The sequence below is a fragment of the Acidisoma sp. C75 genome (assembly GCF_054665095.1).
Genome location: NZ_BAAFHD010000006.1, coordinates 174067 through 200613, shown reverse-complemented (window position 1 = coordinate 200613; position 26547 = coordinate 174067). Strand labels below are relative to the sequence as shown.

Here is a 26547-nt window from a genome sequence, read left to right as displayed (position 1 = left end):
CGCTCAAGCGCAGCGGGCCAAGTTTAGGGAGGAAACGCCAGTCACACGGCAGAACGAGGATCAACCTCATCCGTGACTGGAATAATGGATCTTTTGCGATGCAGCGTCCAATCATTTTGGGGGCTGCTTTTTCTTTTTTGGGTGATTCCACGCGGGAGTTAGCCCAAATTCTGGTCAGTTCTCCACGCTCGCCCAAAAATCAGGCAGACCGTCAGCCCGATGGCGCGGGGCGCACTCTGCTTGCCTTGCGCCATACCCTCCGCGCGGTGAAGACCGCGCCCACGGGATGCCCGTGGCCCCGTTTCTGATCACCCCCACAAAGCAAGAGCGGGTTCCGGCGACCAAGGCTGCCGGAACCCGCTCTCCTTCCTCGCTCCCGGGCGGATGCTAACCGCCCGGGATGCGCCTTAGCGGCGCCACCAGCCCCGTCGCTTTTCGGCCGCAGGCGTATCCTCACCGATCACGATCGGCTTGATAACAGGCCCTGCCGCCGGGGCAGGGTTTGCCGCTGTGCCAGATTCCCCATCCGGCGCTGCGTCAGCCCCCTGGGCCGCGGGAGCGGGCGGTGGTGCGTCCGCCGTGGCGCGCGTGCGCCGCACCGGCCGCCGGCGGGCAGGCTTCGCCTCGGCGTCCGCCGGAGAGGCTGTGGCCGCTCCGCCCTCGGCCGACATCGTATCGGCCGGTGCCGTGCCAGACGCGGGGGCCTCCGGCTCCGGCGCCGTCTCTACGCCCGCTTCGGCAAGCTTTGGCTTGCGCGCGCGGCTGGCACGCGGCTTCCGCGCCGGCGCTTTCTCCTCCACCACGGGCTCCGCAGGCGCTCCTTCGGCCGGCGCGGCCTCCGCCGGCAGGGGCGAGACCGCCTCCGCCACCTCAGGGACCGGGGCCGAGGCCGGGGCTTCGCTCAACGGGAGCGGTACCGACTCAGGGAGCGGCGCAGTGCGCGCCGGGCTGCTTTCGATCGCGACCGGCGCCTGCTCCGGCTCCAGCGCGGCGAACAGCGCGTCGATCTGGCCGAAATAGGGATCGGCCGGGGTCGGCCCGCGATAGCCGGAAGGCGCCGGCGGCGGGGCTACCTCTGCCGGCGTCCGGCCCGAGCGTCCTCGCCCGCCGCGGCGGCCACGGCGGCGATTGCGCCCGGCCTCGCCTTCCTCGCCTTCCGCGGCGAAAGCGGCCGGCAGTTCGGGCCCAGGCTCTGCGGGAGGCTGGATTTCCGGGCGCGCTTCGCCTGGCTCAGGCAGTTCCGGGCCGGGCTGGCCCGGCGGCGGCAGTTCGGGCGCGCGGCCCGGCTCATAGGGTCCGGGCTGCGGCGCGGGGCGGGGCATCGGCGGCACGGCAGGTTCCTGCGGCGCAGGGCCCGGCTCGGGCGCCGCATCCGCGGACGACGCATCGCCCTCGGCTTCGAACTCCTCCCCATCCTCGTCCCCGGCCGCGGCCGAAAGCGCGCCCTCGCCATTCTCCTCGCGGCGGCCACGGCGGCGCCGGCGGCGGCGGCGGCGGCGATCACCGCTCTCCTCGCCCCGACCCGCCTCGCCCTCGGCGGGGACAGCCTCGGCCGCGGCCGGCGCGGCCGGCCGGGGGGCTGCCACCGGCTCTTCGGCCTCGGCCACATCTTCGCGCGCCGCGTAATCCATGGCGATCGGCGCGCCAGGGCCTGCCGGCACCTCGGCCGCGATATAGGGGCGCACCTTCTCGATCCGCACCTGCGGCGGGACCAGCTTGTCATCGGCCAGGAGCACGACCTGCAGGCCATGCGTCCGCTCGATCGCCATCAGCCGGTCGCGCTTATGGTTGAGGATGTACATGGCGACGGCGCTGGCCAGATAGACGTTGATCTCGGCCGAGCGGCGGCGCACCGCCTCGTCCTCGATCGCCCGCAACACGTGGATCGCCGAACTTTCGACGCTGCGCACCGTGCCGGTGCCGGCGCAATGCGGGCAGGTGACGAGTGCCGTCTCCGCGAGCGACGGGCGCAGGCGCTGGCGGCTCATTTCCAGCAAGCCGAAATGGCTGATCGAGCCGACCTGGATGCGGGCGCGATCGTTCTTCAGCGCCTCCTTCATCCGCCGTTCGACCATGGCATTGTGCTTGCGGCTCTCCATGTCGATGAAATCGATCACGATGAGGCCAGCCAGGTCTCGCAGGCGGAGCTGGCGGGCAGCTTCGTCCGCCGCTTCCAGATTGGTGCGGAGCGCGGTCTCCTCGATATTCCGCTCGCGCGTGGCGCGGCCGGAATTGACGTCGATCGCGACCAGCGCCTCCGTCTGGTTGATCACCAGATACCCGCCGGACCGCAGCTGGACCGTCGGCGTCAGCATCGATTCGAGCTGCGTCTCCACCTGATACTTGGCGAAGAGCGGCATATCGTTGTTGCGCCAAAGCTGAACCCGCGCAGCGTGCTGCGGCGTCAACATCCGCATGAAATCCCGCGCGGCCTTCCAGGCCGGCTCGCCATCGACCAGCACTTCCTCGATATCGCGCGTATAGCCGTCGCGGATGGTGCGCTTGATAAGGTTGGCTTCTTCATAGACCAGCGCAGGCGCCACGGAGCGGAGCGTCAGGTCACGGATATCATCCCACAAGCGCAACAGATATTCGCAGTCGCGACGGATTTCCGGCTTCGGGCGGTTGGCGCCGGCGGTGCGCACAATGAGCCCCATGCCGGCCGGCATATCCACTTCCTTGATGACTTCCCGCAGGCGCTTGCGATCAGCGACCGAGGTGATCTTGCGGGAAACGCCGCCGCCGCGCGGCGAATTGGGCATCAGCACGCAGTAGCGGCCGGCGAGGGAGAGATAGGTGGTCAGTGCCGCGCCCTTGGTGCCGCGCTCTTCCTTCACCACCTGCACCAGCAGGATTTGCCGGCGATGGATGACTTCCTGGATCTTGTAGTTGCGCACGAAGCGCGCCGGCGGACGGCGATCGCCGTTCTCTTCGCCGCCATCGCTGCCGCCGAAGGTTTCCGGCGCTTCCGGCCCGGCATCCTCGCCGGCAGCCTCAGCCGCTTCGTCGCTTATCTCCGCCGCGGATTCGCTCTCCGCCCGCGCGTCCCCGGCCGTGGCCGGCGGCTCTTTGCCAGAAGCGTCGTCATCCCCCGCCGCGTCGGCCGGGGGCACCTCGCCGATGACGATCTCGCGCACCATCGCGGCCGGCTGGGCGCGCCCAGCCGCCTGGTCTTCCTCCATTGCGAGCGTTTCCGCTGCTTCGAAGGCGGGTTCGATGGCATCAAGCTCGGAGGTGATCGGCCGGCTGGCGGCGGCGACTTCGGCCGCCTCCTCTGCCGCTTCCTCGGCGGCCTCGGCCTCGGCCTCGGCGCGGGCGGCGGCCTCTTCCGCTTCGAGCAGCTTCTGCCGGTCGGCTACCGGGATCTGGTAATAGTCCGGATGGATTTCGCTGAAGGCGAGGAAGCCATGACGATTGCCGCCATATTCCACGAAAGCGGCCTGCAGGCTAGGTTCGACCCGGATGACCTTGGCGAGATAGATATTGCCTTTGATCTGCTTCTTGATCGAGGTTTCGACATCGAAATCCTCTAGGCGGGTCCCGTCAAGAACGACGACACGGGTTTCCTCCGGGTGCGTCGCGTCGATCAACATACGTTTGGTCATAATACGCAAAACTCCGACGCGCTCCGCTGGGGAGCGCGGCCACCGCAGGGCGGCGCAGTAAGGGTGATTGGGGGGGAAGACCCGTACACGACGGCGAAACTGACCGGGCTCTCGGCAGCGGAATGCGCGCTGGTGTGAGAAAAGCGGTCATAAACGTCGGACGGATCCCTAACTCAGATGTGATAAGCGCGCCCGGCTGACGGCCAGGCAATCGCTGAAACGACAGCCTCCGGCATCGGCCGCCCGAGGCTCCGCATGGCATGGCGCCACCGATCCAAGGTCCGGGCCGCGGGGCGGCCGGTTCCGGCAGATGCTCCAGACCCTTGAAAAGGGAGCCACGCTATCAGGCCCAGCCTTCTTCAGAATCTACCGCGCAAAATGGCCTAAACCACCTGCCGTTGCAAGAGCAGCCCGGCGCCCGCCAGGCGCCACCGGGCCTTGCCAGATTACAAATAGTATAATTCATTTACATTCAGGCGATAAGCTTGTTATTCGAAACAAGAGTATGAACAAGCGCCTGCTGATCCTGGGCCCCGGTCGGAGCTTTCCGCATGACAGACGCGCCATTCGAACCGAATGCACGCATGGCAGAGCGCCGCCTGCTGCTGAGCCTCGGCGTCAGCGCCACGGTTCTGCTGCCGAGTTGGCTACGCCCGGCCGTAGCATGGGCGGCCGAGCGGCGGGCCTTGCACCGGCAAGCCTTGCTCGCCCGGCCGGCGCCTAAGGATGCGCCACTGATCATGCTCGATCCCGGCCATGGCGGCAAGGATCCGGGCGCCATCGGCGTCGCCGGCACCTATGAGAAGCATATCGCGCTGATTTCGGCGCTGGAGCTGCGACGCCGGCTCGAGGCGAGCGGTCGCTACCGCGTAGCGATGACCCGCAGCACCGATCATTTCATCCCGCTCGAAGATCGCGTCGCCATCGCCCAGGATCGCGGCGCGCATCTCTTCGTCTCGATGCACGCCGATTCGATCCCCGATCCCGCAGTGCGCGGCGCCAGCGTCTATACCCTGTCGAGCAATGCCTCGGACGCGCAGACGGCGGTTCTCGCCGAGCGCGAAAACAGCTCGGACCGCTTCGCCGGCCCGCATTTCAAGGGCGTCTCCCCCGCCGTCGCGCGGATCTTGGCGAGCCTCGTCGGGCGGGAAACCCGCATCGGGTCAGCGCGCCTGCAGCAGGACATGGTCTCCGAACTGGCGACCGAGACCGATATGCTCACCCGGCCGGCCCGCCACGCCGCCTTTGTTGTGCTCAAATCCGCCGAAATCCCAAGCGTTCTGGTCGAGATGGGGTTCATGTCCAATTACAAGGACGAGTCCGCGCTCCGCCAGGCCGCCCATCGGGACCGCATTACGCTCGCCATGAAGAATGCCGTGGACGCCTGGTACATCGCACAGAAAACTGCCCGAATGGCGGGATAGCGAAGAACGCTCTGGCGCAATCACCCCCTCGGTCCTATGTCCGCCCGGCGGGCGGCCTGTCGCGCCTCGATGATATAAGGAATGATGCCTGATGCCCGGCCCCCTCAGAGCCGGCGATCCCATAGCGCGCCCCAGCTCGGGCGGCGGTGGACGCGGCGGCAAGAATAACGGCGGCGGAAACGATGGCCGCCCGCCCGAGGATCCGGGACAGGGCAAAGGCCGGCGCAGGCCGGCCGACGCGCGGGCAAAGCGGCAGGCCCGCCGGCGGAGCGGCGCCGGCTTTCATGCCGCCAAGGCGGTGACGACGCTGCTCGGCATCGGCGCGGCCCTGGTGGTCGCCGGCGGCATCGGAACCTACGCCCTGTTCCGCTATTACACAGCCGATCTGCCGAGCATCGACGGGCTGCGCAACTACCAGCCGCCGGTGATGAGCCGGGTCTATGCGAGCAATATGCAGCTCGTCTCTGAACTCGCGACCGAGCGGCGGATCTACACCCCCTTCGAGGATATCCCACCCCTCGTCGCCCAGGCATTCATCTCCGCCGAAGATCAGAATTTCTGGCACGAACCGGGGATCGACCCGCTCGCCATCGTCCGCGCCGGCGTCACCGATCTCACCCTCATCGGGTCCGGCCGCCGGCCGATCGGCGCCTCCACCATCACCCAGCAGGTGGCAAAGAACATCCTGCTGCAAAACCAGATCAATTTCGTCCGCAAGATCAAGGAAGCCGTGCTCGCCATCCGCATCAACCAGGCGATGAGCAAGCAGCGTATCCTCGAAATCTATCTCAACGAGATCTATCTCGGTGAGCAGTCCTATGGCGTGGCCGCCGCCGCCGCCGCCTATTTCGACAAGCCGCTCGACAAGCTGACGATCGCGCAGGATGCGATGCTGGCATCGCTGCCGAAGGCGCCTTCGAACTACGATCCCTATCGCCATCCGCAGGCGGCGCTTGCGCGTCGCAACTGGGTGATCGGGCGGATGCTGGCGGATGGCGCCATCACCAGCGCCCAGGCCGACGCGGCCCGCGCCGAGCCGCTCTTCACCAAGGCCAGCGGCCGGCCGCAAACGGTGCCCGGCTCGGAATATTTCGCCGATGCCGTGCGCCAGCAGCTGATCCAGCTGTTCGGCGAGAAGCGGGCGACCGATGGCGGCCTCGTCGTCTATACCAGCCTGGATCCGGCGCTTCAGCAGGTAATGGATGCGGCCCTCCGCCATCGGCTGATCGATTACGACCACAATCATGACGGCTGGCGCGGCCCTGTGGGCCAGATCGATATCACGGGCAGCAGCTGGGCGCCCGCCCTCGCCAAGGTGAGCCAGCCGGCCGGGATGCTGCCGAGCTGGCGGCTCGCGGTCGTCCTCAGCACCGCCGCGCGCACCGCCGATGTCGCCTGGCTTGGCCCGCCCGCCCAGCGCGGAGCGCTCGGGGCGCCGGTTCACGGCACGCTCGACCTTGCCAGCTTGCGCTGGGCGCGGCGGGCAGACCCCAAGGGCGGCATCGGGCCAGTGCCGCGCAGCATGGCCGATATCGTCAAGCCCGGCGATGTCGTGATGGTCGAGCCGCCGAGCGCCGAGGCCAAGATCGACGACGAAGGCGCGACGAGCGCGAAAACACTGGCCGGCGCCCCGATCGTCGCGCTCTGCCAGGTTCCCAAAGTCGAGGGCGCGGCGATGACGATGGACCCGGCGACCGGCCGCGTCCTCGCCATGGCGGGGGGCTGGAGCTACGGCCTCAGCCAGTTCAACCGCGTGACCCAGGGTGAGCGCCAGCCGGGATCGAGCTTCAAGCCGATGGTCTATCTCACCGCGATGGAGCAGAACATCGCGCCTGACGCGACGGTGCTCGACGCTCCCTTCGTCATCAACATGCCGGATGGAACACAATACCGGCCGGGGAACTACGAGGCGAACTTCCTCGGCCCCATCCCGCTGCATAAGGCGCTCGAGGACTCCATTAATCTCGCGACGCTGCATCTCGCCGCCCGCATCGGATTGCAGCCGATCGCGACGACTGCGCAGGATTTCGGCGTGCTCGACAAGATGCCGCTGATCTACCCCGCCGTGCTCGGCGCCATGGATACCACGATGATGCGTCTCGCCGGCGCCTATGCCGGCCTCAGCCAGCTCGGGCGGAAGGTGACGCCGACGCTCATCGACCGCGTGGAAGATCCGCAAGGGCGTGTCATCTACCGCGCACCGAACGTGGTCTGCACCAATTGCGATAATGCGGACCCGAGCCGGCCGCCCGCCCTCGCCTATCGCGGCAGCCAGCTTGCCGATCCGCAGAGCACCTTCCAGCTCGTCACCATGATGCAGGGTGTGATGACGAACGGCACCGGCATCGTCGCCGATCGCGGCCTCCAGCCATGGACGCCGGCCGGCAAGACCGGAACCACCGAGAACTTCCAGGATGCCTGGTTCACCGGCTTCACGCCGACGCGCCTTACCTCGGTCTGGGTCGGCTTCGACAATCCGAAGTCGCTCGGCGCGAACGAGCAGGGCGCGACGGTCGCCGGCCCGGTGTGGAACCAGATCATGACCTATGCGCTGAAGGACGAGCCGAAAGTGCCCTTCCCGCAGCCGAGCGGCATCGAGATGCGGAGCACCGGCGGGGTCATGGAGGCCTTCAAGACCGGCCAGCCGAGCGGCGGCAATGTCGATCTGCCACCGGCCAATGCGAGCGCGGGAGGTGCCGCGGGCGCTGCCGTGGGCGGCGATGGCAATGCCTCTACCGCCGCCACGCCCGCGGCAGGTGGCGGCAATGGTATCGACAATCCCGTAGGCGGGCTGTATTAGGCCCGCCCATGTCCGCCGAGACCGAAGCCCTTTCCGATCAGATCAGGCAGTCCGTCACGCTGCTGAGGAGGCATCTTTGACTGGGATGTCGCCACAACCCGCCTTGACGAGCTGAACCAGCGCGCGGAAGACCCCGCGCTTTGGAATGACGCCGCCCTCGCCCAGTCTCTGATGCGCGAGCGCACGCGGCTCGCGACCAGCGTGGAGGCCGTTCGCCGGATCGAGACGGAGCTTGCCGATACGATCGACCTCGTCGCCATGGCGGAAGCCGAGGGTGACCAGGCGATGGTGCAAGAGGCGGTCTCAGGCCTTGAGCGGCTGGCCGAGGAAGCCAAGCTGCGCGAGATCGAGAGCCTGCTTTCGGGCGAGGCGGACGGCAACAACGCCTATCTCGAGATCAATGCCGGCGCCGGCGGCACAGAAGCCCAGGATTGGGCTGAGATGCTCCAGCGCATGTACACCCGCTGGGCCGAGAAGCACGACTACAAGGTCGAGATCCTCGAAACCTCCGAAGGCGAGCAGGCCGGGATCAAGTCCGCGACCATCAAGGTGAATGGGCCGAGCGCCTATGGCTGGCTCAAGACAGAAGCCGGGGTGCATCGCCTGGTGCGCATCAGCCCCTTCGATTCCGCAGCCCGCCGGCAGACGAGCTTCGCCTCCGTCTATGTCTATCCTGAGGTGGACGATACGATCGAGGTCGAGATCAACCCGGCGGATCTCAAGGTCGATACCTTCCGCGCCTCGGGCGCCGGCGGCCAGCACGTCAACAAGACGGAAAGCGCCATCCGCATCACCCATGTGCCGACGGGCATCATCGTCGCCTGCCAGACGGATCGCAGCCAGCACCGCAACCGCGCGACCGCCATGGCGATGCTCAAGGCGCGGCTCTACGAGCTTGAGCTGAAGAAGCAGGAAGACGCCGCCAACGAGGCCGCCGCCGCCAAGACCGATATCGGCTGGGGGCACCAGATCCGATCCTACGTGCTTGCGCCCTATCAGCTGGTGAAGGATCTGCGCACCAGCGTCGAAAAGGGCAATCCCGCGGCGGTGCTGGATGGCGAGCTTGACGAATTCATGGCGGCGGCCCTGGCCGCGAGGGTCGGGGCGACCCGCAGCGAGGCGAGCGCCGCCGCGCGATGAGGGTGCCGTACCTCTCCCCGCCGGATGAGAGGTAAGGCCCGCCATGTCGCTCGAAAATCCGTGGATTTCGCTCGTCGCCTTGTCCTTCATGCTGCTCGCGGTCTGCCTCGGCGCCACGATTAGAAAGCGCTGGCCCGAGCATCACAGCAATCGCGAGACGATCGAACTGCTGCAGACGACCGTCATGCTGCTCGCGACCTTTGCCGCCATCGTGCTCGGCCTGCTGATCACCTCGGCCAAGAAGGACTTCGACAATCTCCAGAACGATGTCCGCGGCTTCGGCGCGACCCTGGTGCAGCTTGACTATACGCTCGCCGAACTCGGGCCCGAAGCCGTGCCGATCCGCCACCGCCTGGTGCGCTATGCCGCCGCCGCGACCGCCATCATCTGGTCTGACGAAGCGCCGCCGCCGGGCAATTACTACCCCCGCCTGCCGGCCTCGAAGCCCCGCCGGATGGGCGAAACCACCGCGAATCTGGGGCAGATGCTGCAGGATGCCGATTCTGCCCTGCAATCCCTTCCCTCCGGAGACGCGGCCCAGACCCGCCGCCTCGCCACCGCCGAGCGGCTGATGACGGTCGCGATCGGCGATCGCTGGCATATCGTCGAAGCATCGCGCGGCAGCCTCTCCACGCCCTTCTTCGCCGTGCTCGTCTTCTGGGCGATCGTGATCTACCTGTGCTTCGGCCTCAGCGCGCCGCTCAACCACGTCAATGCCATGACGATGACGCTGAGCGCGGTCGCGCTGGCAAGCGCGCTTTTCGTCATCATCGACCTCTACACGCCCTATACCGGCATTTTCAGCATTTCGAGCGCGCCGCTGCGCGGCGCCATCCGGATCATGCTCTCGCTGCCGGAGGGCATGCCGGGCCCCTTCAGCCAGACCTGCCAGGCGCTCGCCGGCTGCGAGTAAGGCGGCCGCCGGCAGTGGCGGGAAGCTCGGAGCCCCTCGTCAGGGCCTATCATCACGATGGACGGGCGCGGCGCCGTGCGGCAGCAGGTGCTTGTCCACCTCGAGGCGCAGTTCGTTGATGGCGGTGATGGAGACCGGGTCGATCGCTTCGATCGCGGTCAGCACCGTCTGGCAAGCATCGCGCAAGGCATGCAGGAAGCCATGGCCAGCCGGCTCGGCCTCCGGCACGCTCCCGTCGGCGGTGAGCGTCGCCTCGATCTGCTCGGCTTCACGGATATGGCCCTGTTCGCGCAGGTGCCGGGCGAGCGCTTGCGCGCGAAGGGCGGGGGTCTGCTGGTCGTCGCTCATGGCTCGATGGTCCGCCTGGTCCGATGAAGAGAGGGCAGATGTGTCTGCTCGGGCGCCTGCGGTCAAGCACCCGCGCCGGATCGGCCCAATCAGTGCCCGCCACCACCGCCGCCCCCTCCTTTGGAGGAGGACAGCAGGAAGGCCAGCGGCACCACGCAGAAGGCCGCGATGCCGCAATAGACGAATAGATCCTTATAGGCGAGCATCGCCGCCTGGGCGCTAAGCATCTGGTAGATCTCGGCGCGGACCATGGTGGATGCCTGCTGGCCGACATAGCCGAGGCTGTGCATGGCGCCCGTCATCTGCTGCTCGAGCGTCGCGAAAGGCTCCCAGAGAGGCGTCATGTAGCGCTGCAGATAGGCCGAATGAACCTGCTCGCGCTCGGTAATCCCGGCGGTCGCAAGCGAGATGCCGATTGATCCGGCGACGTTGCGGAGCATGACGAAGAGCGCGCTCCCATCATTGTTCAGCGCGCGGGGCAAGGTGATGTAGGAAATCGTGCTGACCGGGACGAAGAGGAAGGCGAGGCCCACAACCTGGAAGATGCGGGCATAGACGAGCGTCCAGAAGCTGACCTGTTCATCGACGATCGTGCTCGAATAGATGTAGGAGGCGCCGATCAGAATAAAGCCGAAAGCGATGATGAAGCGCGTCTGCACATTCGGCATCAGCAGCCGGGTGACGACCGGGATGAGCAGCACGATCGCCAAAGCCCCAGGGGACAGCACCAGGCCCGCGAGCATCGCCGTATAACCGAGCGCCTGCTGGGCGAGTTGCGGCACCAGCACGGCGCCCGAATAGAGCACCCCACCGACGCCCACGATCATGACCGTGCCGATGGCGAAATTTCGGTCCTTGAAGGCGCGTAGATCGACGATCGGCTTGTCGGTGGTAGTGAGCCACACGATCGCCCCGCTGATGCCGACCGCGGCGAGGGCCGCCATCAGCGCGATGAAGGAGGAGCCGAACCAGTCCTTGTCCTCGCCACGGTCGAGGAAGATCTGCAGGCAGCCGATGCCGAGCGCGATGAGACAAAGGCCGATCCAGTCGGTATCGGCGATGCGCGCCTTCTGCCGCCGCACCCAGGGCGGGTCGTCCACCAGGGCGGCCACGGCGAACAGCGCGATCAGGCCAACGGGAATGTTGATCCAGAAAATCCACCGCCAGGAATAGCTATCGGTGAGAAAGCCGCCGAGCGTCGGGCCGATCGCGGGGGCGAAGATCACGGCGATGGCGACGACGCCGAAGGCCGAGCCGCGCTTCTTCGGCTCGAAATGATCGAGGATGATCGCCTGCTGGTTGGGCTGCAGCCCGCCACCGCAGAGCCCCTGAAAGAGCCGGAAGATGACCATCTGCGTGAGCGAGGTGGCGGTGCCGCAGAGGAAGGAAAAGACCACGAAGCCGCCGATACACAGCAGGAAATAGCGCTTCCGCCCGATCAGCCGGCCGATGAAGCCCGAGATCGGCAGAACAATGCTGTTGGCGACGAGATAGGAGGTGAGCGTCCAGGTCGCGTCGTCATAGCTCGCCGAAACCGAGCCCGCGATATTCGGCAGGGAGACGTTGACGATCGTGGTATCGAGAATTTCCATGAAGGCCGCGATGGTGACGACGATCGCCACCAGCCACGGGTTGGTCTTCGGACGCCAGGCGGCATCCTCGGCAGCATGTCGATCCGCTGAACCGCTCATGAGTTGGGCGGAACCTCATTCTCGCGGCCGGGCTGGTTGCCATCCCGCACCGAGCGGTCAAGATGCACCACCGGCTCCACCGACAGCCCGAGCGGCAACGGCAGCCGCGGATCGAGCCCGCGATCAATGATGATCTTCACCGGAACGCGCTGCACGATCTTCACGAAATTGCCGGTCGCGTTTTCCGCCGGGAAGGTGCTGAAGCGGCTCCCGGTGCCCATCTGCAGGCTGCCGACATGGCCGATGAGATGCAATTGCGGATAGGCGTCCACCGCGATCGTCACCTCCTGGCCCGGCCGCATGCGGGTGAGTTGCGTCTCCTTGAAATTCGCGGTCACCCACACCTCGGGCACCACCAGATCCATGATCGTCTGGCCGGCCTGAAGGTAATAGCCCTGCTCCACATTGCGCTTCGTCACCCAGCCATCCTGCGGCGCGCGCACCGTGGTGTAGGAGAGGTTGAGCTTCGCTTGGTCCAGGCTCGCTTGGGCCGCGCCCACCAGGCCCTTCAGCTCGTCAACCTTCGCCCGGGCGGTGGCGACGTTCTGGGCAACGAGGCTCGCGGAATCGACCTGCGCCTGAGCTTCTTTCACCTGGCCTTCGGCCTGACGCACGCCGGCATTCGCCTGATCGATCTGCTGCTGGGTGGTGGCGGCGCGCGGCACAGAATGCTGGCGGCGATAATTCTGCTGCGAATTGAGCAGGTTGGCCTGCGCCACTTCGAGCGCGCCTTGCGCGTTGAGCAGTTGCGCCGGATAGGTCACCTTGGCCTTGTCGAGCGCGATCTCGGCGCTTTTCAGTTCGCTCTCGTCCTGCAGGAGGGCTGCCTGTGCCTTCTCGACCGCGACCTGATAATCGCGCGGATCGATGGTGATGATCGGCTGACCCTTACGGATAAACTGGTTGTCGTTGACGAGCAGGGCCGTCACCTGGCCGGAGACGCGGGGTGCGATGGAGACGGCGCGGCCGTCGGTAAAGGCGTCGTCGGTGCTGATCTCGTTGCGATGCAACCACCAGTCGGCAAAAAAACCGATGCCGGCGATGAGGAGCACGGCCAGGAAGATGACGCGGGGGAGGATTTTCCGGCGCCCGCTGGGGGGCTTGCCCCCGCCTTCCGGCTTGGCCTCGGGCTTCGCCGCCTCACCCTGGGTGCGCGCGTCGCCTGTCTCGGGGGTCTTGTCCGAACTGCCGCTCACGATAGGCCTTCTCTCCACCTGGGCAGGAGTGACACTTCGGGGCGATGCCTGCCATCAGCACCTCGCGCCCGAACACCCCCGCTGACCGATCGGTCAGCGCTAGCCTATTTGTGTCTGCGCGTCGAGTTGCAAAGGGGGATTGGCAGCCGTTAGGATCACAGGACTGTGATCGGAAGCGCCAGCAGAGGCCTCGGACCATGCAGGGACATCCCCTTTTCCCTTGGGTCGGCAGCCAGGCTATAGAGGGCAAGACATGACCGACATTCCGGCCGCGCGCCCCCCGCGTTTCACCCTCTCCGCTACCCGGCCCCAGCAGATCGCCATGGCGTCGCTGGCGCTCGGGCTTCTGGTGCTTGGCCTCTTCACGCTCAAGGAGTTCCTCCCCGCCCTCGCCTGGGCGGCGATTTTCGCCATCGCCCTGTGGCCGGCTTACGCGCGAGCGGGGCGGCGCTTCGGCACCGGGCGGCACAATCTGCTGCTGCCCGCCGGCTTTACCCTTGGCGTCGCGCTGGTCTTTGTGGCGCCGATCGCGCTGGTCGCCGTGCAGATCGCGCATCAGGCCCAGAATTTCACAGAATGGCTGCATGCCGCACGGGTGGATGGGTTGCAGGAGCCCGCCCTGCTGCAGCGCCTGCCCTTCCCGCATGCCCAGTTCGACAGTTGGTGGCAGGAGAATCTCGGCAACCCAGGCGGGGCGCAAAAGCTCGTCCAGCGGACAGCGGGCGGCCACGTCGCCGGGATCAGCCGCTATCTCGGTGAAGCGCTGATCCACCGGCTGACCTCGTTCGTCTTCACGCTCCTCGCGCTGTTCTTCATCTTTCGCGGCGGCCAGCCCTTGGTGCAGCAGATGCAGAAAGCGGCCACCCGCGCCTTCGGCCCGACCGGCGAGCGCATCGGCCAGCAGATGATCGACTCGGTGCATGGCACGGTGAACGGGCTGGTCCTCGTCGGCCTCGCAGAGGGCCTCTTGCTCGGGCTCGTCTATGTCGTCGCCGGGGTGCCGCAGGCGACCATCTTCGGCATGGTCACGGCCGTCGCGGCGATGATCCCCTTCGCCTCGATCGCGGTCTTTGCCGTCGTCACGCTCCTGCTGCTGGCGAAGGGCGCGATTGGCTGGGCGATCGCCGTGCTCTGCATCGGCCTGATCGTCACCTTCGTCGCGGACCATTTCGTCCGCCCGGTGCTGATCGGCGGCACCACGCAACTGCCCTTTCTCTGGGTTCTTCTCGGCATCCTGGGCGGCGTCGGCGCCTGGGGGATCATCGGCCTGTTTCTGGGGCCGGCGATCATGGCAGCGCTCATCCTGCTCTGGCGGGAATGGGTGGGCGAAGGCCCGGTCTGATCGCCCCCGCCGTGCGCCGGGCGGTGGTTCAGAACCGGTCCGGCCGGTAGGCCGCCGGATCGGTGAAGGGCTCATCGCCCGTCATCATCGCGGCGAGCAGCCGCCCCGTCGTCGGCCCGAGCGTGAGGCCCTGATGGCCATGGCCGAAGGCGAACCACAGGCCCGTCTGGCCGGGTGCCGGGCCGATGATCGGCAGCATGTCCGGCGTGCAGGGGCGAGAGCCGAGCCAGGGTTCCGGATCGGCCCGGGTGCCGAGGCCAGGCATCAGCGCATGCGCCATCGGCTCCACCCGGTCGAGCTGCACCGGGGTCGGCGGGGCATCGCGATCCGCGAATTCCGCTCCCGTCGTCAGCCGCACGCCGCGCCGCATGGGGGCCAGCATATAGCCATGCGCCACATCGAAGACCGCATGGTTGAGGAAGGCGTTGCCTTCCGGCCTGTAGTGCATGTGGTAGCCGCGCTTGACGAACATCGGCGGATCATAGCCGAAGCCGCGCGTCACATCGGGGGACCAGGCGCCGAGCGCCACCACCGCCTCGCCCGCAGTATAGGCCGCGCCCTCGCCGCCTGCCACCCGCCAGCCAGCGCCTGCCCGCGCGAGGCTATGGGCATCGGCGGTGCGGACGCGCCCGCCCAGCCGCTCGAACAGGGCGAGGTAGGCCATGGTCAGCGCCAGAGGATCGAGCACACCGACCGGCTGCGTCCAATGCAGGCCGCCGGCGAGGCCCGCGCGCAGATGCGGCTCGGCCTCGGCGAGGCCGGCAGGATCGAGCACGGCATAGTCCACGCCGAATTCCCGATGCGCGATCTCCGCCTGCCGCACGGCCTCTTCCAGAGTCTCAGGCCGGGAATGCGCCATCGTCCAACCGCCGGGGTGCAGCAGCGGCTGTGCCTCCGCCGCCTCGGCCAGGGCCAGATGATCCTCCACGCAATGGGCGATGAGGCGCGCATAGCTGCGCGAGACCTCCATGTAGCGCCCGGGCTCCGAATAGTACCAGTAGCGGGCGAAGGGGCCGAGCAGATGCGGCAGCATCCGCGCGTGGTAATGCGCCTCCGTGCGGAGATTGAAGGCATAGCCCATCAGGGCGCCCATCTCGCGCGGGAACAGATGCGGAAAGACCGCCTCGCGCTGGATAAGGCCAGCATTGCCGAAGGATGTCCCGGTGCCTGGTGCCTGACGATCGACCAGCAGGGTTTGCCGCCCACGCATCTGCAGATGGACGGCGATCGACACGCCGACGATGCCACCCCCCAGCACAAGAACGTCCGCGTCCTCGGCAGTGCCAGCCATCGCGCTCCCTCTCATGCCAAAGTAGGGGCCGAGCCTGACATGCGGGCGCGCGCCCGATCAAGCATTCGCTGCGGCCGCCGCCCCGGCGGCGAACCAGGGGGCGAGCTGATCGTAGAGCGATCGGAAGCGCCGATAGCCTTCGGCATAGGCCGCGGCCTTCGCGCCATCGGGCATGATGAGCTCGCCCTGCCGCACCAGCCCGCCGACGCCCGCCCAATCCTCCGCCGCGCCGACCCCCATGGCCGCGACCCAGGCAGCGCCGAGGCAGGAGCCGGGATGGCCTTCGAGCCGCTGGAGCGGCATTTGCAGGATATCGGCCACGATCTGCATCCAGATCCGGCTTTGCGAGCCGCCATCCGAGACGAGCAGCCGACGCACCGGATAGCCGAGTTCGCGGAACACCTCGATATGATGGAGAAACCCGTAGCCGACGCTTTCCAGCGCCGCCCGCCAGAGATGCGCCACGCCATGATTGAGGCTGAGGCCGGCGATGGTGCCGCGCGCCGCGGGATCCTGGATGGGACTTTTCTCGCCCAGCAGATAGGGCAGCATCACCACGCCCTCGCTGCCGGCCGGCACCGCCGCCGCCAAGGCATCCAGGGCGGCATGCGGATGGGGCTGATCGCGCACCGCTCCGCCCGCGAAACCGCTGACGATCCAGTTCAGCATCGCCCCCGTCGCCGCCATGCAACCGTTGGGCATGAAGAGGCCGGGCACCACATGCCGGTCGAGGAAGATGCGGCGGTCCGGCACGGCATGCTCCGCCGCGATGAGGATATCGCCGGCGCCGCCGAATTTGAGCAGCACGTCTCCCTCGCCGATCACCCCGGCCGCATAGGCCGAGGCGACGTGATCCGCCGCCCCCGCGACCACGGGCAAGCCGGCGGGCAGACCGGTTTCTGCCGCGGCCGCGGCAGAAACCCGCCCGATCACGCGATGGCTTTCGGCGATGGGGGGCAGATGTTCGGGGCGGATGCCGGCGAGCGCGATGAGATCCGGCGCCAGCTCACCTTCCGCCAGATCGACGAAACCGGCCTCCAGCGCCCAATTATGCTCGATCCTGCGCGCGCCGGTCAGCTTCCAGTTGATGAAGTCGTACGAGCCGAACACGGTGCCGATCCGCGCGAAAATCTCCGCCTCATGCCGCGCCAGCCAGCGGAGCTTGGTGGCGATGATCTGTTGCGTCAGCCCATTGCCGGTGCGGCGCAGGAAGCGCGCCTCGTCCACCTCCTGCCGGAGCCCCGCCACCTCCGCGCTGCTGCGGCCATCGCTCTGCTGGATGCTGGGCCGGAGCAGCGCGCCCGCCTCGTCCAGCAGAACGAGCGCGGGCACCATCCCGCTCACCCCAATCGCCACTAGGTCGGCCGCGAGGCGAGGCTCGGCGCCGAGCAACTCCCGCGTGATTGCGCAAGTATTTGCCCACCATTCGGCAGGGTTCTCCTCCGCCCAGCCGGGATGCCGCGCGATGAGCGCCACCGGGCGGGAGACGATCCGAACAATCCGGCCCGGCAGGTCTATCAGGATACCGATCGTCGAGGTCGTGCCGATATCGATGCCGATGACGGCGGGCATCTGCGCCCGGCCTCAGCGCAAGCTCTCGACCTTCGCCATGAAGGCCGCGACCCGCGCGGGATCGACCGCGTTCCAGGTATGGCCATCGACCTTGAAATGCGTGCCGACGACGCAGCCATCGGCCACGCTCAGGATATCGGCGACGTTATGGATGTTGACGCCGGTATTGGCGAATACCGGCACATCCCGCACGGCGGCGCAAACGCCGCTCAGCTCGGATTGATCGGTCTCCTGCCCGGTGATCGGGCCGGACACCAGGATCGCATCGGCCAGCGCCGAAAAGACGGCGCTCCTCGCGCGGAGCGGCAGCGGCCGCGTATCCAGGGGGGCGGCGAATTCCGCATTGATATTGAACAGAAGCTTCAGATCGCGCACATCGAGGTTGCGACGCGCCTTGAGGGCTGCGTCACAGTCCGGCATCCAAAGCCCCATATCCGAGGCATAGACGCCGGTGAAGATCTCGCGCACGAAGCGCGCGCCGGTCGCCGCCGCGAGGGCGACGCTCGCAACCGGATCCCAGAGATAGTTCACGCCGAACGGCACCCGAATCTGATGCTTGAGGGTCGCGATCACCGCGCTCATCGCCGCGACCGAGGCGACAGGCGCCTTGAGCGAATAGGGGCGGTCGTTCTCGTTCCCGAACATCACCGCATCGACCCCACCCGCCTGAAGCGCATCGAGATCGGCGGCGGCATTCTCGATCAGCCGTGCCATGCCGCCCTTCTCATCGTAGAGCGGAGTGCCCGGCAGCGCGCCGATATGGACCATGCCGATGACGACCTTCTTCTTGCCGTCAAAGAAATCGAACATGGAATTTTCTCCCTGAAGTGCGGGCTCGGCGCTCGGCGCTCGGCCCCGATCGGTTAGGACTGTTCGGCGACGATCACGCGCACGGCGTGGTTTCTCGCCTCGGCCTCGATGTCCGGCGGTAGAGCCGCATCGGTGACGATGGTATCGAGCGATTCGAAGCCGCAGATGCGAACGAAGGATCTGCGGTTGAACTTGCTGCTGTCGCAAAGGGCGGCGACGCGCTTCGATTGCTGCCTGAAGATGGTTTTGACCTCGGTATCCTCTGGCGAATAGTCATAGACGCCCTCGGCATCGATGCCGCAGACGCCCATGAAGAACCAATCGAACCAATGGCCGTTCAACTGCTGGTGGGTGATGCCGCCACAGAGCGATCCCTCGCGCGGGCGCAAGCGGCCGCCGAGCAGAAAGACCTCGGGAAGGATCGGTTGCGGCATCGCCAGAATGGTTTGCAGGCTGTTGGTGACGATTTTCAGTTCCTCGCGATCGGCAAGCTCGCCCGCGAGATAGGCAACGGTCGATCCGGTATCGAGGCCGATGGCCTGGCCAGGCAGCACCAGGGCCGCGGCGCGCGCCGCGATCCTTTGCTTCGCCGCGGCGTTGAGATCCCGCCGCGCGGCGTAGGATGGTTCGATCTGGATGACAGCGTTCGCCGGCATCGGCACCGCGCCCCCGTGCGAGCGCTGCACCAACCCCTCGCGCTCGAGCATTTCGAGATCGCGCCGCACCGTCATCTCGGAAATGCCGACCTCGCGCGCGACATCGGCGACAGAGACGAAACCTTGCTCCTGCACGAGGCGATGCAACGCCACCCGGCGGGCGCCCGCCGGCGCCGGCGGAATGGGAAGCGCCGCTCCATCCGGCGCCGGCATGCCTTGGCTCATTTTGCGCGTCATGAGCTTATCCTAGCGGGCAGATCACCAGCACACAACACAAACGATCACATTCACACAAACTTTGTGTTAGTTTTTGTTTGACTGGCGTTGCCGGACTGTTATGGTCTTGTGACATAGCTGAGCGATGCGAGAGCATGGAGCCCATGAGACCGATTGGGAGCGACCTGGCAGGCAAGACGGCGCTGATCACCGGCGCCGCGACTGGAATAGGCCATGCGATCGCCCGCGCCCTCGCCGCCCAGGGCATGCGGCTCGCCATCGCCGATATCGACCATGCGGCCGCGGCGCGCGCTGCCGCCGGGATCGGGGAGAGCGCGATCGCGGTTCAGATGGATGTGACGCAGCGCGCCAGCGTCTTCGCCGCATTCGAAACCGTAGCCGCGGCCTTTGGCGGTATCGACCGCGTGGTCGCCAATGCCGGCGTTTCGACCATGAAGCCCGCGCTCGACATCACCGATGCCGATTGGGACTTCAACTTCAACGTCAATAGCCGCGGCGTCTTCCTCACCAACCAGGCGGCCTGCCAGCATTTCCTCAAACACGGCATCCGCGGCGCGATCTGCAATACCGCGTCGCTCGCCGCGAAAGTCGGCGCGCCGCTTCTCGCCCATTACTCCGCCAGCAAGTTCGCCGTCATCGGTTGGACGCAGGCCCTGGCGCGCGAAATGGCGCGGCACGGCATCCGCGTGAACGCGGTATGCCCGGGCTTCGTTCGCACCGGCATGCAGTCCCGCGAGGCGGTGTGGGAAGCCGAGTTGCGCGGCATGACGCCGGAAGCGGTGCTGCAGGACTATATCGCCCAAACCCCGCTCGGGCGCATCGAGGAGCCGGAGGACGTGGCCGGCGTCGTCGCTTTTCTGCTGTCCGATGCCGCAGGCTTCATGACGGGCCAGGCGATCAACGTGACGGGCGGTGTCTATATGACGTGAGTGATCCGGCCTGCGGCAAGCGCAAGCCCCGGCGTGCCTTGATAGTGCAATGTTCTGATCTCGGGAGAGTACCATGGCGAATAGGCATTGGCTGATGGCGTTTATCGGTGCGTTGGGTATGGGCACCGCGCTGAGCGTGGCACCGGGCGCCGCCCGCGCCGCGAGTGATGGCGGCACCTTGACGATCTCGGACGCCCAGTTCCTCTGGACCTGCGGCTTCAGCCCCTACAATTCCAGCTCGAACTTCCTGTCCGTCGGGCCGATCTACGAGACGCTCGCCTTCGTCAACACGCTGCAGAACGGCAAGACCACGCCCTGGCTCGCCACCGATTATGCCTGGAGCGACAACAATACCGTTCTTACCTTCACCATCCGCAAGGGCGTGAAGTGGACGGACGGCACGCCCTTCACGGCGGCCGATGTCGTGTTCACCTTCACCATGCTCAAGAAGTATCCCGGGCTCGATCTCAATACGGTCTGGTCCGCGCTCAAGAGCGTTGCCCAGCAGGGTGTCGACAAGGTCGTCTTTACCTTCAACGCGCCTTCGGTGCCGTTCTTTTACTACATCGCCGACCAGGTCGGGATCGTGCCGGAGCACATCTGGTCCAAGGTCAAAGACCCGATGACCTATCAGGATGCTCATCCGATCGGCACCGGCCCCTTCACCATCGCGCGGTGCACGCCGCAGGATGTCAGCTACGCGCGGAACCCGAACTACTGGCAGCCCGGCCTGCCGAAGATCGCGCGCATCGAATACCCGGCCTTCACCACCAACCCGCCGGCCAACCAGGCGCTTTCCACCGGCCAGGCGCAATGGGGTGGGCAATTCATCCCGAACCTGAAGGCGGAATACCTCTCGAAGGACAAGGACAACCATTACTGGTATCCGCCGGTGGTGAATGTCGCCATGTTCATCAACCAGACGAATCCGATCCTCAAGGACGTCAATGTCCGCCGGGCGATGGTCTATGCCCTCGATGCGAAGCGCGTCGCGATGATCGGCGAATATGGTTACGAGCCGCCGGCCAATCAGGCGGGGATCGTGACCCCCACCTTCTCCTCCTGGCTCGATCAGAAACAGCTCGACGCGGCCGGCTACAGCTACAATCCGCAGAAGGCCATCGCGATCCTGGAGAAGGCCGGCTACAAGCGCGGCGCAGATGGGTATTTCACCTCGCCGGACGGCAAGCCGCTCGCCTTCACCATCATCAACCAGAGCGCCTATACCGATTGGGTGGCGGCGCTCCAGGTCGTCTCGCAGCAATTCAAGGCGGTCGGGATCAAGCTGACGATCGAAAATCTCGCCGGCAACGATTATTTCGCGCGGCTCGCCAATGGCAATTTCGATCTTGCCTATGCGTATGAAGCTGGTGGCCCGACCCCCTATTACGAGTTCCGCCAATGGCTCTATAGCCCCGCCACGGCGCCGATCGGCAAGGCTGCCACGACGAACTGGGAACGCTACAGCAGCAAGCAGACGGATACTCTGATCGATCAATACGCGAGTTCGACGGATGAGAGCCAGCAGAAGGCCATCATGTCCAAGCTGCAAAAAGTGCTGCTGGACGAGGTGCCGCTGATCCCGGTGACGGAGCAGGTGGATTGGGACCAGTATTCCACCAAGCAGTTCGTCGGCTGGCCGACGCCGCAAGACCCCTACGCCCAGCCTTTCGGTGGCTATACCATTCCGGATTGGGCGGTTGTCGTTCTGCATCTGCATGAGAAATAAGGGGGCGCCGGCGGCGCGGCGCGGCGCCGCCTCCTATCCGATGCCGGGGCGGCGCGGAGCTCGTCCCGGCGCCTCCGCCGTCCTGTGCGTGGGCCTCCTCACCGAGCCGGATTTTTCTCACCCGCCGGGCTTAGCCCATGGTCACGAGAGCCTCTGAGATGCGCTTCATCCTTCGCCGGCTCGGCTTCTTTCTCGTAACCCTCTGGGCGGCGATGACGGTGAATTTCTTCCTGCCCCGCCTGATGCCGGGCAACCCCGCCCTCGCCATGATGGCGCGTTTCCACGGCCGGCTGAACGGCTCCTCGCTGCATGCCATGGAAGTCGCCTTCGGGGTGAATTCCGGCCGGAGCCTGCTTGCGCAATACATCGCCTATATCGGTAATAGCTTCACCGGGAATTTCGGCCGCTCGCTCACCTTCTTTCCGGATGCCGTCAGCCAAGTGGTGCTGACGGCTCTTCCCTGGACGCTCGGCCTCGTTGGCCTCACCACCATCATCGCCTTCCTGCTCGGCACGCTCATCGGCATGATCGGCGCATGGACGCGCGGCGGCTGGTTCGACAGCATCCTGCCGCCGCTCTTCATTATCCTCTCGGCCTTCCCCTATTTCTGGATCGCTCTCGTCGGCATCCTTGTCTTCTCGATCTCGCTCGGCTGGCTTCCCACCGGCTTCGGCTATACCAACGGGGTCGCCATCACGCTGAGCTGGAGCTTCGCCTGGGATGTCGCCCGCCACGCCATCCTGCCCGCCGCGACGATCGTGCTCACCTCCATCGGCGGCTGGATCCTGACGATGCGCAACAACATGATCATGACCCTGAACGAGGATTACGTCCGCATGGCCCGCGCGAAGGGCCTCTCTCCCGCCCGCATCATGTTCGATTATGCCGGGCGCAATGCCATCCTGCCCAACCTCAGCGGCTTCGGCATGTCGCTCGGTTTCGTCGTCAGCGGCGCCATCCTCGTCGAATACGTCTTCTCCTATCCGGGGGTCGGCTACATGATGCTGCAAGCCGTGGTCAACGAGGATTTCCCGCTGATGCAGACGCTGTTTCTGTTCATCACACTGGCGGTGTTGATCGCGGTGCTGGTGGTCGATGGCGTTACCGTTCTGCTCGATCCCCGCACGCGGGGCCAGTCATGAGCGGGGTTGGCGAGTTGCCGGCGCGGCGCGGGTTGCCGGGCCTGCAGGGGCTTCGCCGGATGGCGCTCGCCATTCTCGGCAATCGCAAGGCTCTGGCCGGCGCCATCCTGCTGCTGCTCTGCCTGGTGATGGCGCTGATACCTGGCATCATCGCCCCGGGAGACCCCAATGCCGAGGTTTTCATGCCGGGCCAGGGGCCTTCGGCACAGAACTGGCTGGGGACGACCTCCTACGGGCAGGATATCTTCGCGCAATTCGTCTGGGGAGCGCGCAACTCGCTGCTCATCGCCGTCGTCGCTGGCTTCCTGTCGACCATCCTCTCGGCCATCCTCGGCGTTACCGCCGGCTATCTGGGCGGCACCGCGGACGGCATCCTCTCGATGATCACCGACGTGTTCCTGGTCATCCCGGCCTTCCCGCTGGTCATCGTTCTGGCCGCCTATTCCAAGTCGGGCGGCAATCTCATGATCATCGCGGTGCTCGTTCTCACCGGATGGTCCTACGGCGCGCGGCAGTTGCGCGCTCAGGTGCTGTCGCTCCGCAACCGGGATTTTCTGACCGCCGCGCGGCTACGTGGCGAGCGGACCCCGCGCATCATCACGCATGAGATTCTGCCCAACATGGTCTCGCTCCTGGTCGCGAATTTCCTCGGCGCCTCGGTCTATGCGATTCTGACGGCGGCGGGTTTGCAATTCGTCGGCCTCGGCAATGTCAACACCAACAGCTGGGGCACGATGCTCTATTGGGCGCAGAACAACGAGGCACTGCAGGCGGGCATCCCGCTCTGGGCCATCGCTCCCGGCCTCGGCATCGCGGTGCTCGGCGGCGCCTTCGCGCTGCTCAACTACGCCTTCGACGAGATCAGCAACCCGATGCTCAAGCCGGTGCGCGAGAAGCGCCGCCGCTTTCGGATGAGGCGAGCCGGCTGATGGACGATATCCTCGACGTTTCCGATCTCGTTGTGGACTATGCAACCGCGGGGCGTCCTGCGCGCGCCGTGGACCATGTGAGCTTCACCCTCCGCCGCGGGGAGTTTCTGGGCGTCGTCGGTGAATCGGGTTGCGGCAAATCCACCATGCTCTTCGCCATCGCGCAATTGCTGAGCCCGCCTGCGCAACTCGTCAGCGGCTCGGTGCTCTTCAAAGGGCAAAACCTCGTGCAGCTGAGCGACCGCGCGCTTCGCTCTCTGCGCTGGCGGGATTATTCCGTCGTCATGCAAAGCGCGATGAATGCGCTCAATCCCGTCAAGACAGTCGAAGCGCAGTTCGAAGATGCGATGCGCGCGCACGGCACCGCGTCCCGCGCAGAGATCGCGGCGCGCGGGCGCACGGTGCTCGCCCTCGTCGGGATCGATGCGGTCCATCTCAAAAGCTTCCCGCACCAGCTTTCCGGCGGCATGCGCCAGCGCGTGATGATCGCGATGGCGCTGCTCCTCTCGCCCGATCTCATCGTTATGGACGAGCCGACCTCCGCCCTTGATGTCGTCGCGCAGCGCTCGCTCATGGTCCAAATCAAGGAATTGCAGCGCCAGCTCGGCTTCGCGGTGATTTTCGTGACGCATGACATGTCTCTCGTCGGGCATTTTTCGGACCGTCTCGCCGTCATGTATGCCGGCAAGATCGTCGAAATCGGGCCGACGCGCCCGCTCTTCGCAGCGCCGCGCCACCCCTATACGCGGGGGCTTCTGGAAAGCTTCCCCTCCGTCTTCGGGCCGCGGCTGCCCCTGCGCGGCATTCCCGGCACGCCGCCGAGCCTGACGGATCTCCCCTCCGGCTGCCGCTTCCACCCGCGCTGCCCCTCCGCCATGGCGCGCTGCGCGGAGGTCGAACCGCTGCTCTTCCCGAGCGGGGAGACGCAATCGCGCTGCCTCTTGTTCGAAAGCGAGGCGGCGTGACCGTGGATATGGAACCGAGCGTGACCCCGACCATCGCGGCGGAGGCGGCGCCACTTCTCGAGGCGCGGCGCCTCACCCGGCATTTCCGCATTGGCGGCCTGTTCAGCAGCCGCACCCTGCATGCGGTCGATGCGGTGGATCTTGCCATTCATCCGGGCGAGATCCTCGCCGTGGTGGGTGAAAGCGGCAGCGGCAAAAGCACCATCGCCCGGCTGCTCGCCAAGGTCTATGAGCCGACCGCGGGCGAGATCCTGTTTCATGGCAAGTCGCTCCGCGCCGTGCGCTCCCGCCGGGATCTGCTCGCCTATCGCGGCGCGGTGCCGATGGTGCTGCAAGATCCCTTCGCCTCCCTCAACCCCGTGCATACCATCGGCTATCTGCTCGATCGCGGCCTCATCCTGCATCGGCCGGAGCTTTCCGCCGCCGGGCGCGAGGCAGAAGCCGTCCGCGTGCTGGAGGCGGTAGGCCTCGCCCCGGCGCGCCCGGTGATGGCGAAATATCCGCATGAGATGAGCGGCGGCCAGCGGCAGCGCGTGGGCTTCGCCCAGGCGCTTTCCTACAAGCCGAAGCTCGTGTTGGCGGACGAGCCGGTGTCGATGCTCGATGTCTCCATCCGCATCGGCGTGCTCAACCTCATGGCGCAGCTCTGCGCGGAGGAAGGCATCTCCTTTCTCTACATCACCCACGATATCGCAAGCGCCCGCTATGTCGCGCATCGAATCATGGTGATGTATGCCGGCCAGGTAGCGGAGGCCGGCCCCGCCGAGGAAGTGCTGCGGGCGCCCGTTCACCCCTATACGCGGCTGCTGCTCTCGGCCGTGCCCGATCCTCGCGCGCCCATCACCCTCTCGGCCGCAGATACGGGCGAGCCGCCGCGCGTCGTCAATCCCGGCGCGGGCTGCCGCTTTCGCTGGCGCTGCCCGCTCGCGCTGCCGATCTGCGGCTCGGTGACGCCGACGCTGGCGACCGTCGCGCCAGGGCATGCCGCCGCCTGCCACGTGACGGCGCCTGCCGCCACCGCCTGAAAAGCCCGCCCCGGCGCCCTGACCGCCCCCTCGGCGGCTGGCGGCTGGCAGCTGGGCGGATTTTCCGCTATGTCAGATGCCTCTCGTAACGATCTCCCGGGCCAGGCCATGTCGCCGGCATCGGCAAGGAGCAGGCAAAGATGCGTATTCGCCCATTCCTGATCGGCATCACTGGGGCACTGATGATCGCCTGTGGCGCCGGGGCGCTGCCCAGCGCGGCCCAGGCCGCCTCCCCCGCTCCGATGATCGTCGCGCGCACGGCCCACATGGTCGCGATTGTCGAAACGGTCGATCCGACAACGCGCCAGATCCTGCTGAGCGGGCCGCGAGGCCGGCTGGTCACGCTTGTCGCGGGGCCGGCCGTGCGCAACTTCAACCAGATCCATTCCGGGGATCGGCTCTCCCTCACGTTCCGACGGGCAGTCGCCGTAGCGGTCGCCGCTCCGGCCGAGCCGCTGGCGGCACCCGCCGGCATCGCCGGGGCGCGGCGCGCGGCGCTGGGCGCTATGCCGGGCGGCGGCGCCTTCATCACGGTATCCGCGGTCGTGCAGATCGATAGCATCGATCGCCGCGCCCACACCGTTACCTTCACCAACGCCGCCGGTGAGAAGCGTACGATCGCCATCGCGGACCCGGCCCTTCAGAACTTCGCCCGCAAACTGAAGGCGGGAGACAAGGTCCGGCTCGACTATCTGCAAAGCGTCTCGGTCGCTGTGCAGCCGGGCGGCGGAGCCTAAGGGCGGCGCCCGATCCGCAGGGCCTTCGCGGCGGGCGCGCGCCGCAGGGTGGCTTCCAGCCGGCGC

20 protein-coding genes are annotated in these 26547 nt (G+C 66.7%); 12 read left to right on the top strand and 8 right to left on the bottom strand.

The window, feature by feature from the left end; translation table 11 throughout:
• Positions 1-407: 407 nt before the first annotated feature.
• Complete coding sequence (locus tag ACYQ7X_RS10190) at positions 408-3605, bottom strand: Rne/Rng family ribonuclease (protein WP_459696905.1); 3198 nt, start codon at positions 3603-3605, stop codon at positions 408-410.
• 551 nt (positions 3606-4156) lie between these two features.
• Here ACYQ7X_RS10190 and ACYQ7X_RS10185 point away from each other — a divergent pair.
• The 4 genes from ACYQ7X_RS10185 to ACYQ7X_RS10170 all read left to right on the top strand — a co-directional run bounded on the left by ACYQ7X_RS10185 (position 4157) and on the right by ACYQ7X_RS10170 (position 9882).
• Complete coding sequence (locus ACYQ7X_RS10185; RefSeq protein WP_459696904.1) at positions 4157-5029, top strand: N-acetylmuramoyl-L-alanine amidase family protein; 873 nt, start codon at positions 4157-4159, stop codon at positions 5027-5029.
• 91 nt (positions 5030-5120) lie between these two features.
• Entirely contained in the window at positions 5121-7829 is a 2709-nt protein-coding gene (locus ACYQ7X_RS10180) for a penicillin-binding protein 1A (RefSeq protein WP_459696903.1), read from the top strand.
• Between the two features lie 8 nt (positions 7830-7837).
• Positions 7838-8969 (top strand): peptide chain release factor 2 gene (gene prfB / locus ACYQ7X_RS10175; RefSeq protein ID WP_459696902.1). Its coding sequence is split into 2 segments (ribosomal slippage): positions 7838-7906 and positions 7908-8969, totalling 1131 coding nucleotides; the frame shifts between segments, so codons are not numbered across the junction.
• A gap of 43 nt (positions 8970-9012) precedes the next feature.
• A complete protein-coding gene (locus ACYQ7X_RS10170) occupies positions 9013-9882 on the top strand; it encodes a bestrophin-like domain (protein ID WP_459696901.1) in 870 nt (289 codons plus the stop codon).
• A 39-nt stretch (positions 9883-9921) separates the two neighbouring features.
• Here ACYQ7X_RS10170 and ACYQ7X_RS10165 read toward each other — a convergent pair whose 3' ends face one another.
• From ACYQ7X_RS10165 to ACYQ7X_RS10155, 3 genes are all read right to left on the bottom strand, one after another.
• Positions 9922-10230 (bottom strand): hypothetical protein, encoded by a 309-nt coding sequence (locus tag ACYQ7X_RS10165; RefSeq protein WP_459696900.1) that lies wholly within the window; start codon positions 10228-10230, stop codon positions 9922-9924.
• 89 nt (positions 10231-10319) lie between these two features.
• Positions 10320-11921: a DHA2 family efflux MFS transporter permease subunit gene (locus tag ACYQ7X_RS10160; RefSeq protein WP_459696899.1), complete on the bottom strand. Its 1602-nt coding sequence runs from the start codon at positions 11919-11921 to the stop codon at positions 10320-10322.
• Positions 11918-13117 (bottom strand): HlyD family secretion protein, encoded by a 1200-nt coding sequence (locus tag ACYQ7X_RS10155; RefSeq protein WP_459696898.1) that lies wholly within the window; start codon positions 13115-13117, stop codon positions 11918-11920. The genes ACYQ7X_RS10160 and ACYQ7X_RS10155 overlap by 4 nt, the downstream gene beginning before the upstream one ends.
• Positions 13118-13370: 253 nt before the next feature.
• Between ACYQ7X_RS10155 and ACYQ7X_RS10150 the strand changes: the two genes are divergently transcribed.
• Positions 13371-14459, top strand: a complete 1089-nt coding sequence (locus ACYQ7X_RS10150) for an AI-2E family transporter (protein WP_459696897.1) — start codon at positions 13371-13373, stop codon at positions 14457-14459.
• Positions 14460-14487: 28 nt separating this feature from the next.
• Here the strand turns inward: ACYQ7X_RS10150 and ACYQ7X_RS10145 are convergent, their stop codons facing one another.
• Genes ACYQ7X_RS10145 through ACYQ7X_RS10130 form a run of 4 tightly spaced genes read right to left on the bottom strand, consistent with a single transcriptional unit; the run spans position 14488 to position 19025 of the window.
• Positions 14488-15750, bottom strand: coding sequence for an NAD(P)/FAD-dependent oxidoreductase (locus ACYQ7X_RS10145; RefSeq protein WP_459696896.1), 1263 nt, complete (start codon positions 15748-15750; stop codon positions 14488-14490).
• 57 nt (positions 15751-15807) lie between these two features.
• Positions 15808-17322, bottom strand: coding sequence for an FGGY-family carbohydrate kinase (locus ACYQ7X_RS10140; RefSeq protein ID WP_459696895.1), 1515 nt, complete (start codon positions 17320-17322; stop codon positions 15808-15810).
• A 12-nt stretch (positions 17323-17334) separates the two neighbouring features.
• On the bottom strand, positions 17335-18132 hold the full coding sequence (locus ACYQ7X_RS10135) for a BtpA/SgcQ family protein (protein WP_459696894.1): 798 nt from the start codon (positions 18130-18132) through the stop codon (positions 17335-17337).
• A gap of 53 nt (positions 18133-18185) precedes the next feature.
• Positions 18186-19025 carry a DeoR/GlpR family DNA-binding transcription regulator gene (locus ACYQ7X_RS10130; protein ID WP_459696893.1) on the bottom strand — a complete coding sequence of 280 codons (840 nt, stop codon included), beginning with the start codon at positions 19023-19025 and terminating at the stop codon, positions 18186-18188.
• A gap of 143 nt (positions 19026-19168) precedes the next feature.
• On the opposite strand from ACYQ7X_RS10130, the gene ACYQ7X_RS10125 reads away from it, so the two are divergent.
• From ACYQ7X_RS10125 to ACYQ7X_RS10095, 7 genes are all read left to right on the top strand, one after another.
• Positions 19169-19954: an SDR family NAD(P)-dependent oxidoreductase gene (locus ACYQ7X_RS10125; RefSeq protein ID WP_459696892.1), complete on the top strand. Its 786-nt coding sequence runs from the start codon at positions 19169-19171 to the stop codon at positions 19952-19954.
• 73 nt (positions 19955-20027) lie between these two features.
• Positions 20028-21683 (top strand): ABC transporter substrate-binding protein, encoded by a 1656-nt coding sequence (locus ACYQ7X_RS10120; protein ID WP_459696891.1) that lies wholly within the window; start codon positions 20028-20030, stop codon positions 21681-21683.
• A gap of 158 nt (positions 21684-21841) precedes the next feature.
• Positions 21842-22825, top strand: coding sequence for an ABC transporter permease (locus tag ACYQ7X_RS10115; protein WP_459696890.1), 984 nt, complete (start codon positions 21842-21844; stop codon positions 22823-22825).
• A complete protein-coding gene (locus ACYQ7X_RS10110; protein ID WP_459696889.1) occupies positions 22822-23754 on the top strand; it encodes an ABC transporter permease in 933 nt (310 codons plus the stop codon). Before ACYQ7X_RS10115 ends, ACYQ7X_RS10110 begins: the two co-directional genes overlap by 4 nt.
• Positions 23754-24719, top strand: coding sequence for an ABC transporter ATP-binding protein (locus ACYQ7X_RS10105; RefSeq protein WP_459696888.1), 966 nt, complete (start codon positions 23754-23756; stop codon positions 24717-24719). The genes ACYQ7X_RS10110 and ACYQ7X_RS10105 overlap by 1 nt, the downstream gene beginning before the upstream one ends.
• Before the next feature lie 20 nt (positions 24720-24739).
• Positions 24740-25744, top strand: coding sequence for an ABC transporter ATP-binding protein (locus ACYQ7X_RS10100; protein WP_459696887.1), 1005 nt, complete (start codon positions 24740-24742; stop codon positions 25742-25744).
• 140 nt (positions 25745-25884) lie between these two features.
• Entirely contained in the window at positions 25885-26481 is a 597-nt protein-coding gene (locus tag ACYQ7X_RS10095; protein WP_459696886.1) for a hypothetical protein, read from the top strand.
• The last annotated feature ends 66 nt before the right edge of the window (positions 26482-26547 follow it).

Coding starts and splice junctions, on each gene's coding strand:
- ACYQ7X_RS10190 (WP_459696905.1), bottom strand. CDS start 3,605: ATGACCAAACGTATGTTGATCGACGCGACGCACCCGGAGGAAACCCGT.
- ACYQ7X_RS10185 (WP_459696904.1), top strand. CDS start 4,157: ATGACAGACGCGCCATTCGAACCGAATGCACGCATGGCAGAGCGCCGC.
- ACYQ7X_RS10180 (WP_459696903.1), top strand. CDS start 5,121: ATGCCCGGCCCCCTCAGAGCCGGCGATCCCATAGCGCGCCCCAGCTCG.
- ACYQ7X_RS10170 (WP_459696901.1), top strand. CDS start 9,013: ATGTCGCTCGAAAATCCGTGGATTTCGCTCGTCGCCTTGTCCTTCATG.
- ACYQ7X_RS10165 (WP_459696900.1), bottom strand. CDS start 10,230: ATGAGCGACGACCAGCAGACCCCCGCCCTTCGCGCGCAAGCGCTCGCC.
- ACYQ7X_RS10160 (WP_459696899.1), bottom strand. CDS start 11,921: ATGAGCGGTTCAGCGGATCGACATGCTGCCGAGGATGCCGCCTGGCGT.
- ACYQ7X_RS10150 (WP_459696897.1), top strand. CDS start 13,371: ATGACCGACATTCCGGCCGCGCGCCCCCCGCGTTTCACCCTCTCCGCT.
- ACYQ7X_RS10145 (WP_459696896.1), bottom strand. CDS start 15,750: ATGGCTGGCACTGCCGAGGACGCGGACGTTCTTGTGCTGGGGGGTGGC.
- ACYQ7X_RS10140 (WP_459696895.1), bottom strand. CDS start 17,322: ATGCCCGCCGTCATCGGCATCGATATCGGCACGACCTCGACGATCGGT.
- ACYQ7X_RS10135 (WP_459696894.1), bottom strand. CDS start 18,132: ATGTTCGATTTCTTTGACGGCAAGAAGAAGGTCGTCATCGGCATGGTC.
- ACYQ7X_RS10130 (WP_459696893.1), bottom strand. CDS start 19,025: ATGACGCGCAAAATGAGCCAAGGCATGCCGGCGCCGGATGGAGCGGCG.
- ACYQ7X_RS10125 (WP_459696892.1), top strand. CDS start 19,169: ATGAGACCGATTGGGAGCGACCTGGCAGGCAAGACGGCGCTGATCACC.
- ACYQ7X_RS10120 (WP_459696891.1), top strand. CDS start 20,028: ATGGCGAATAGGCATTGGCTGATGGCGTTTATCGGTGCGTTGGGTATG.
- ACYQ7X_RS10115 (WP_459696890.1), top strand. CDS start 21,842: ATGCGCTTCATCCTTCGCCGGCTCGGCTTCTTTCTCGTAACCCTCTGG.
- ACYQ7X_RS10110 (WP_459696889.1), top strand. CDS start 22,822: ATGAGCGGGGTTGGCGAGTTGCCGGCGCGGCGCGGGTTGCCGGGCCTG.
- ACYQ7X_RS10105 (WP_459696888.1), top strand. CDS start 23,754: ATGGACGATATCCTCGACGTTTCCGATCTCGTTGTGGACTATGCAACC.
- ACYQ7X_RS10095 (WP_459696886.1), top strand. CDS start 25,885: ATGCGTATTCGCCCATTCCTGATCGGCATCACTGGGGCACTGATGATC.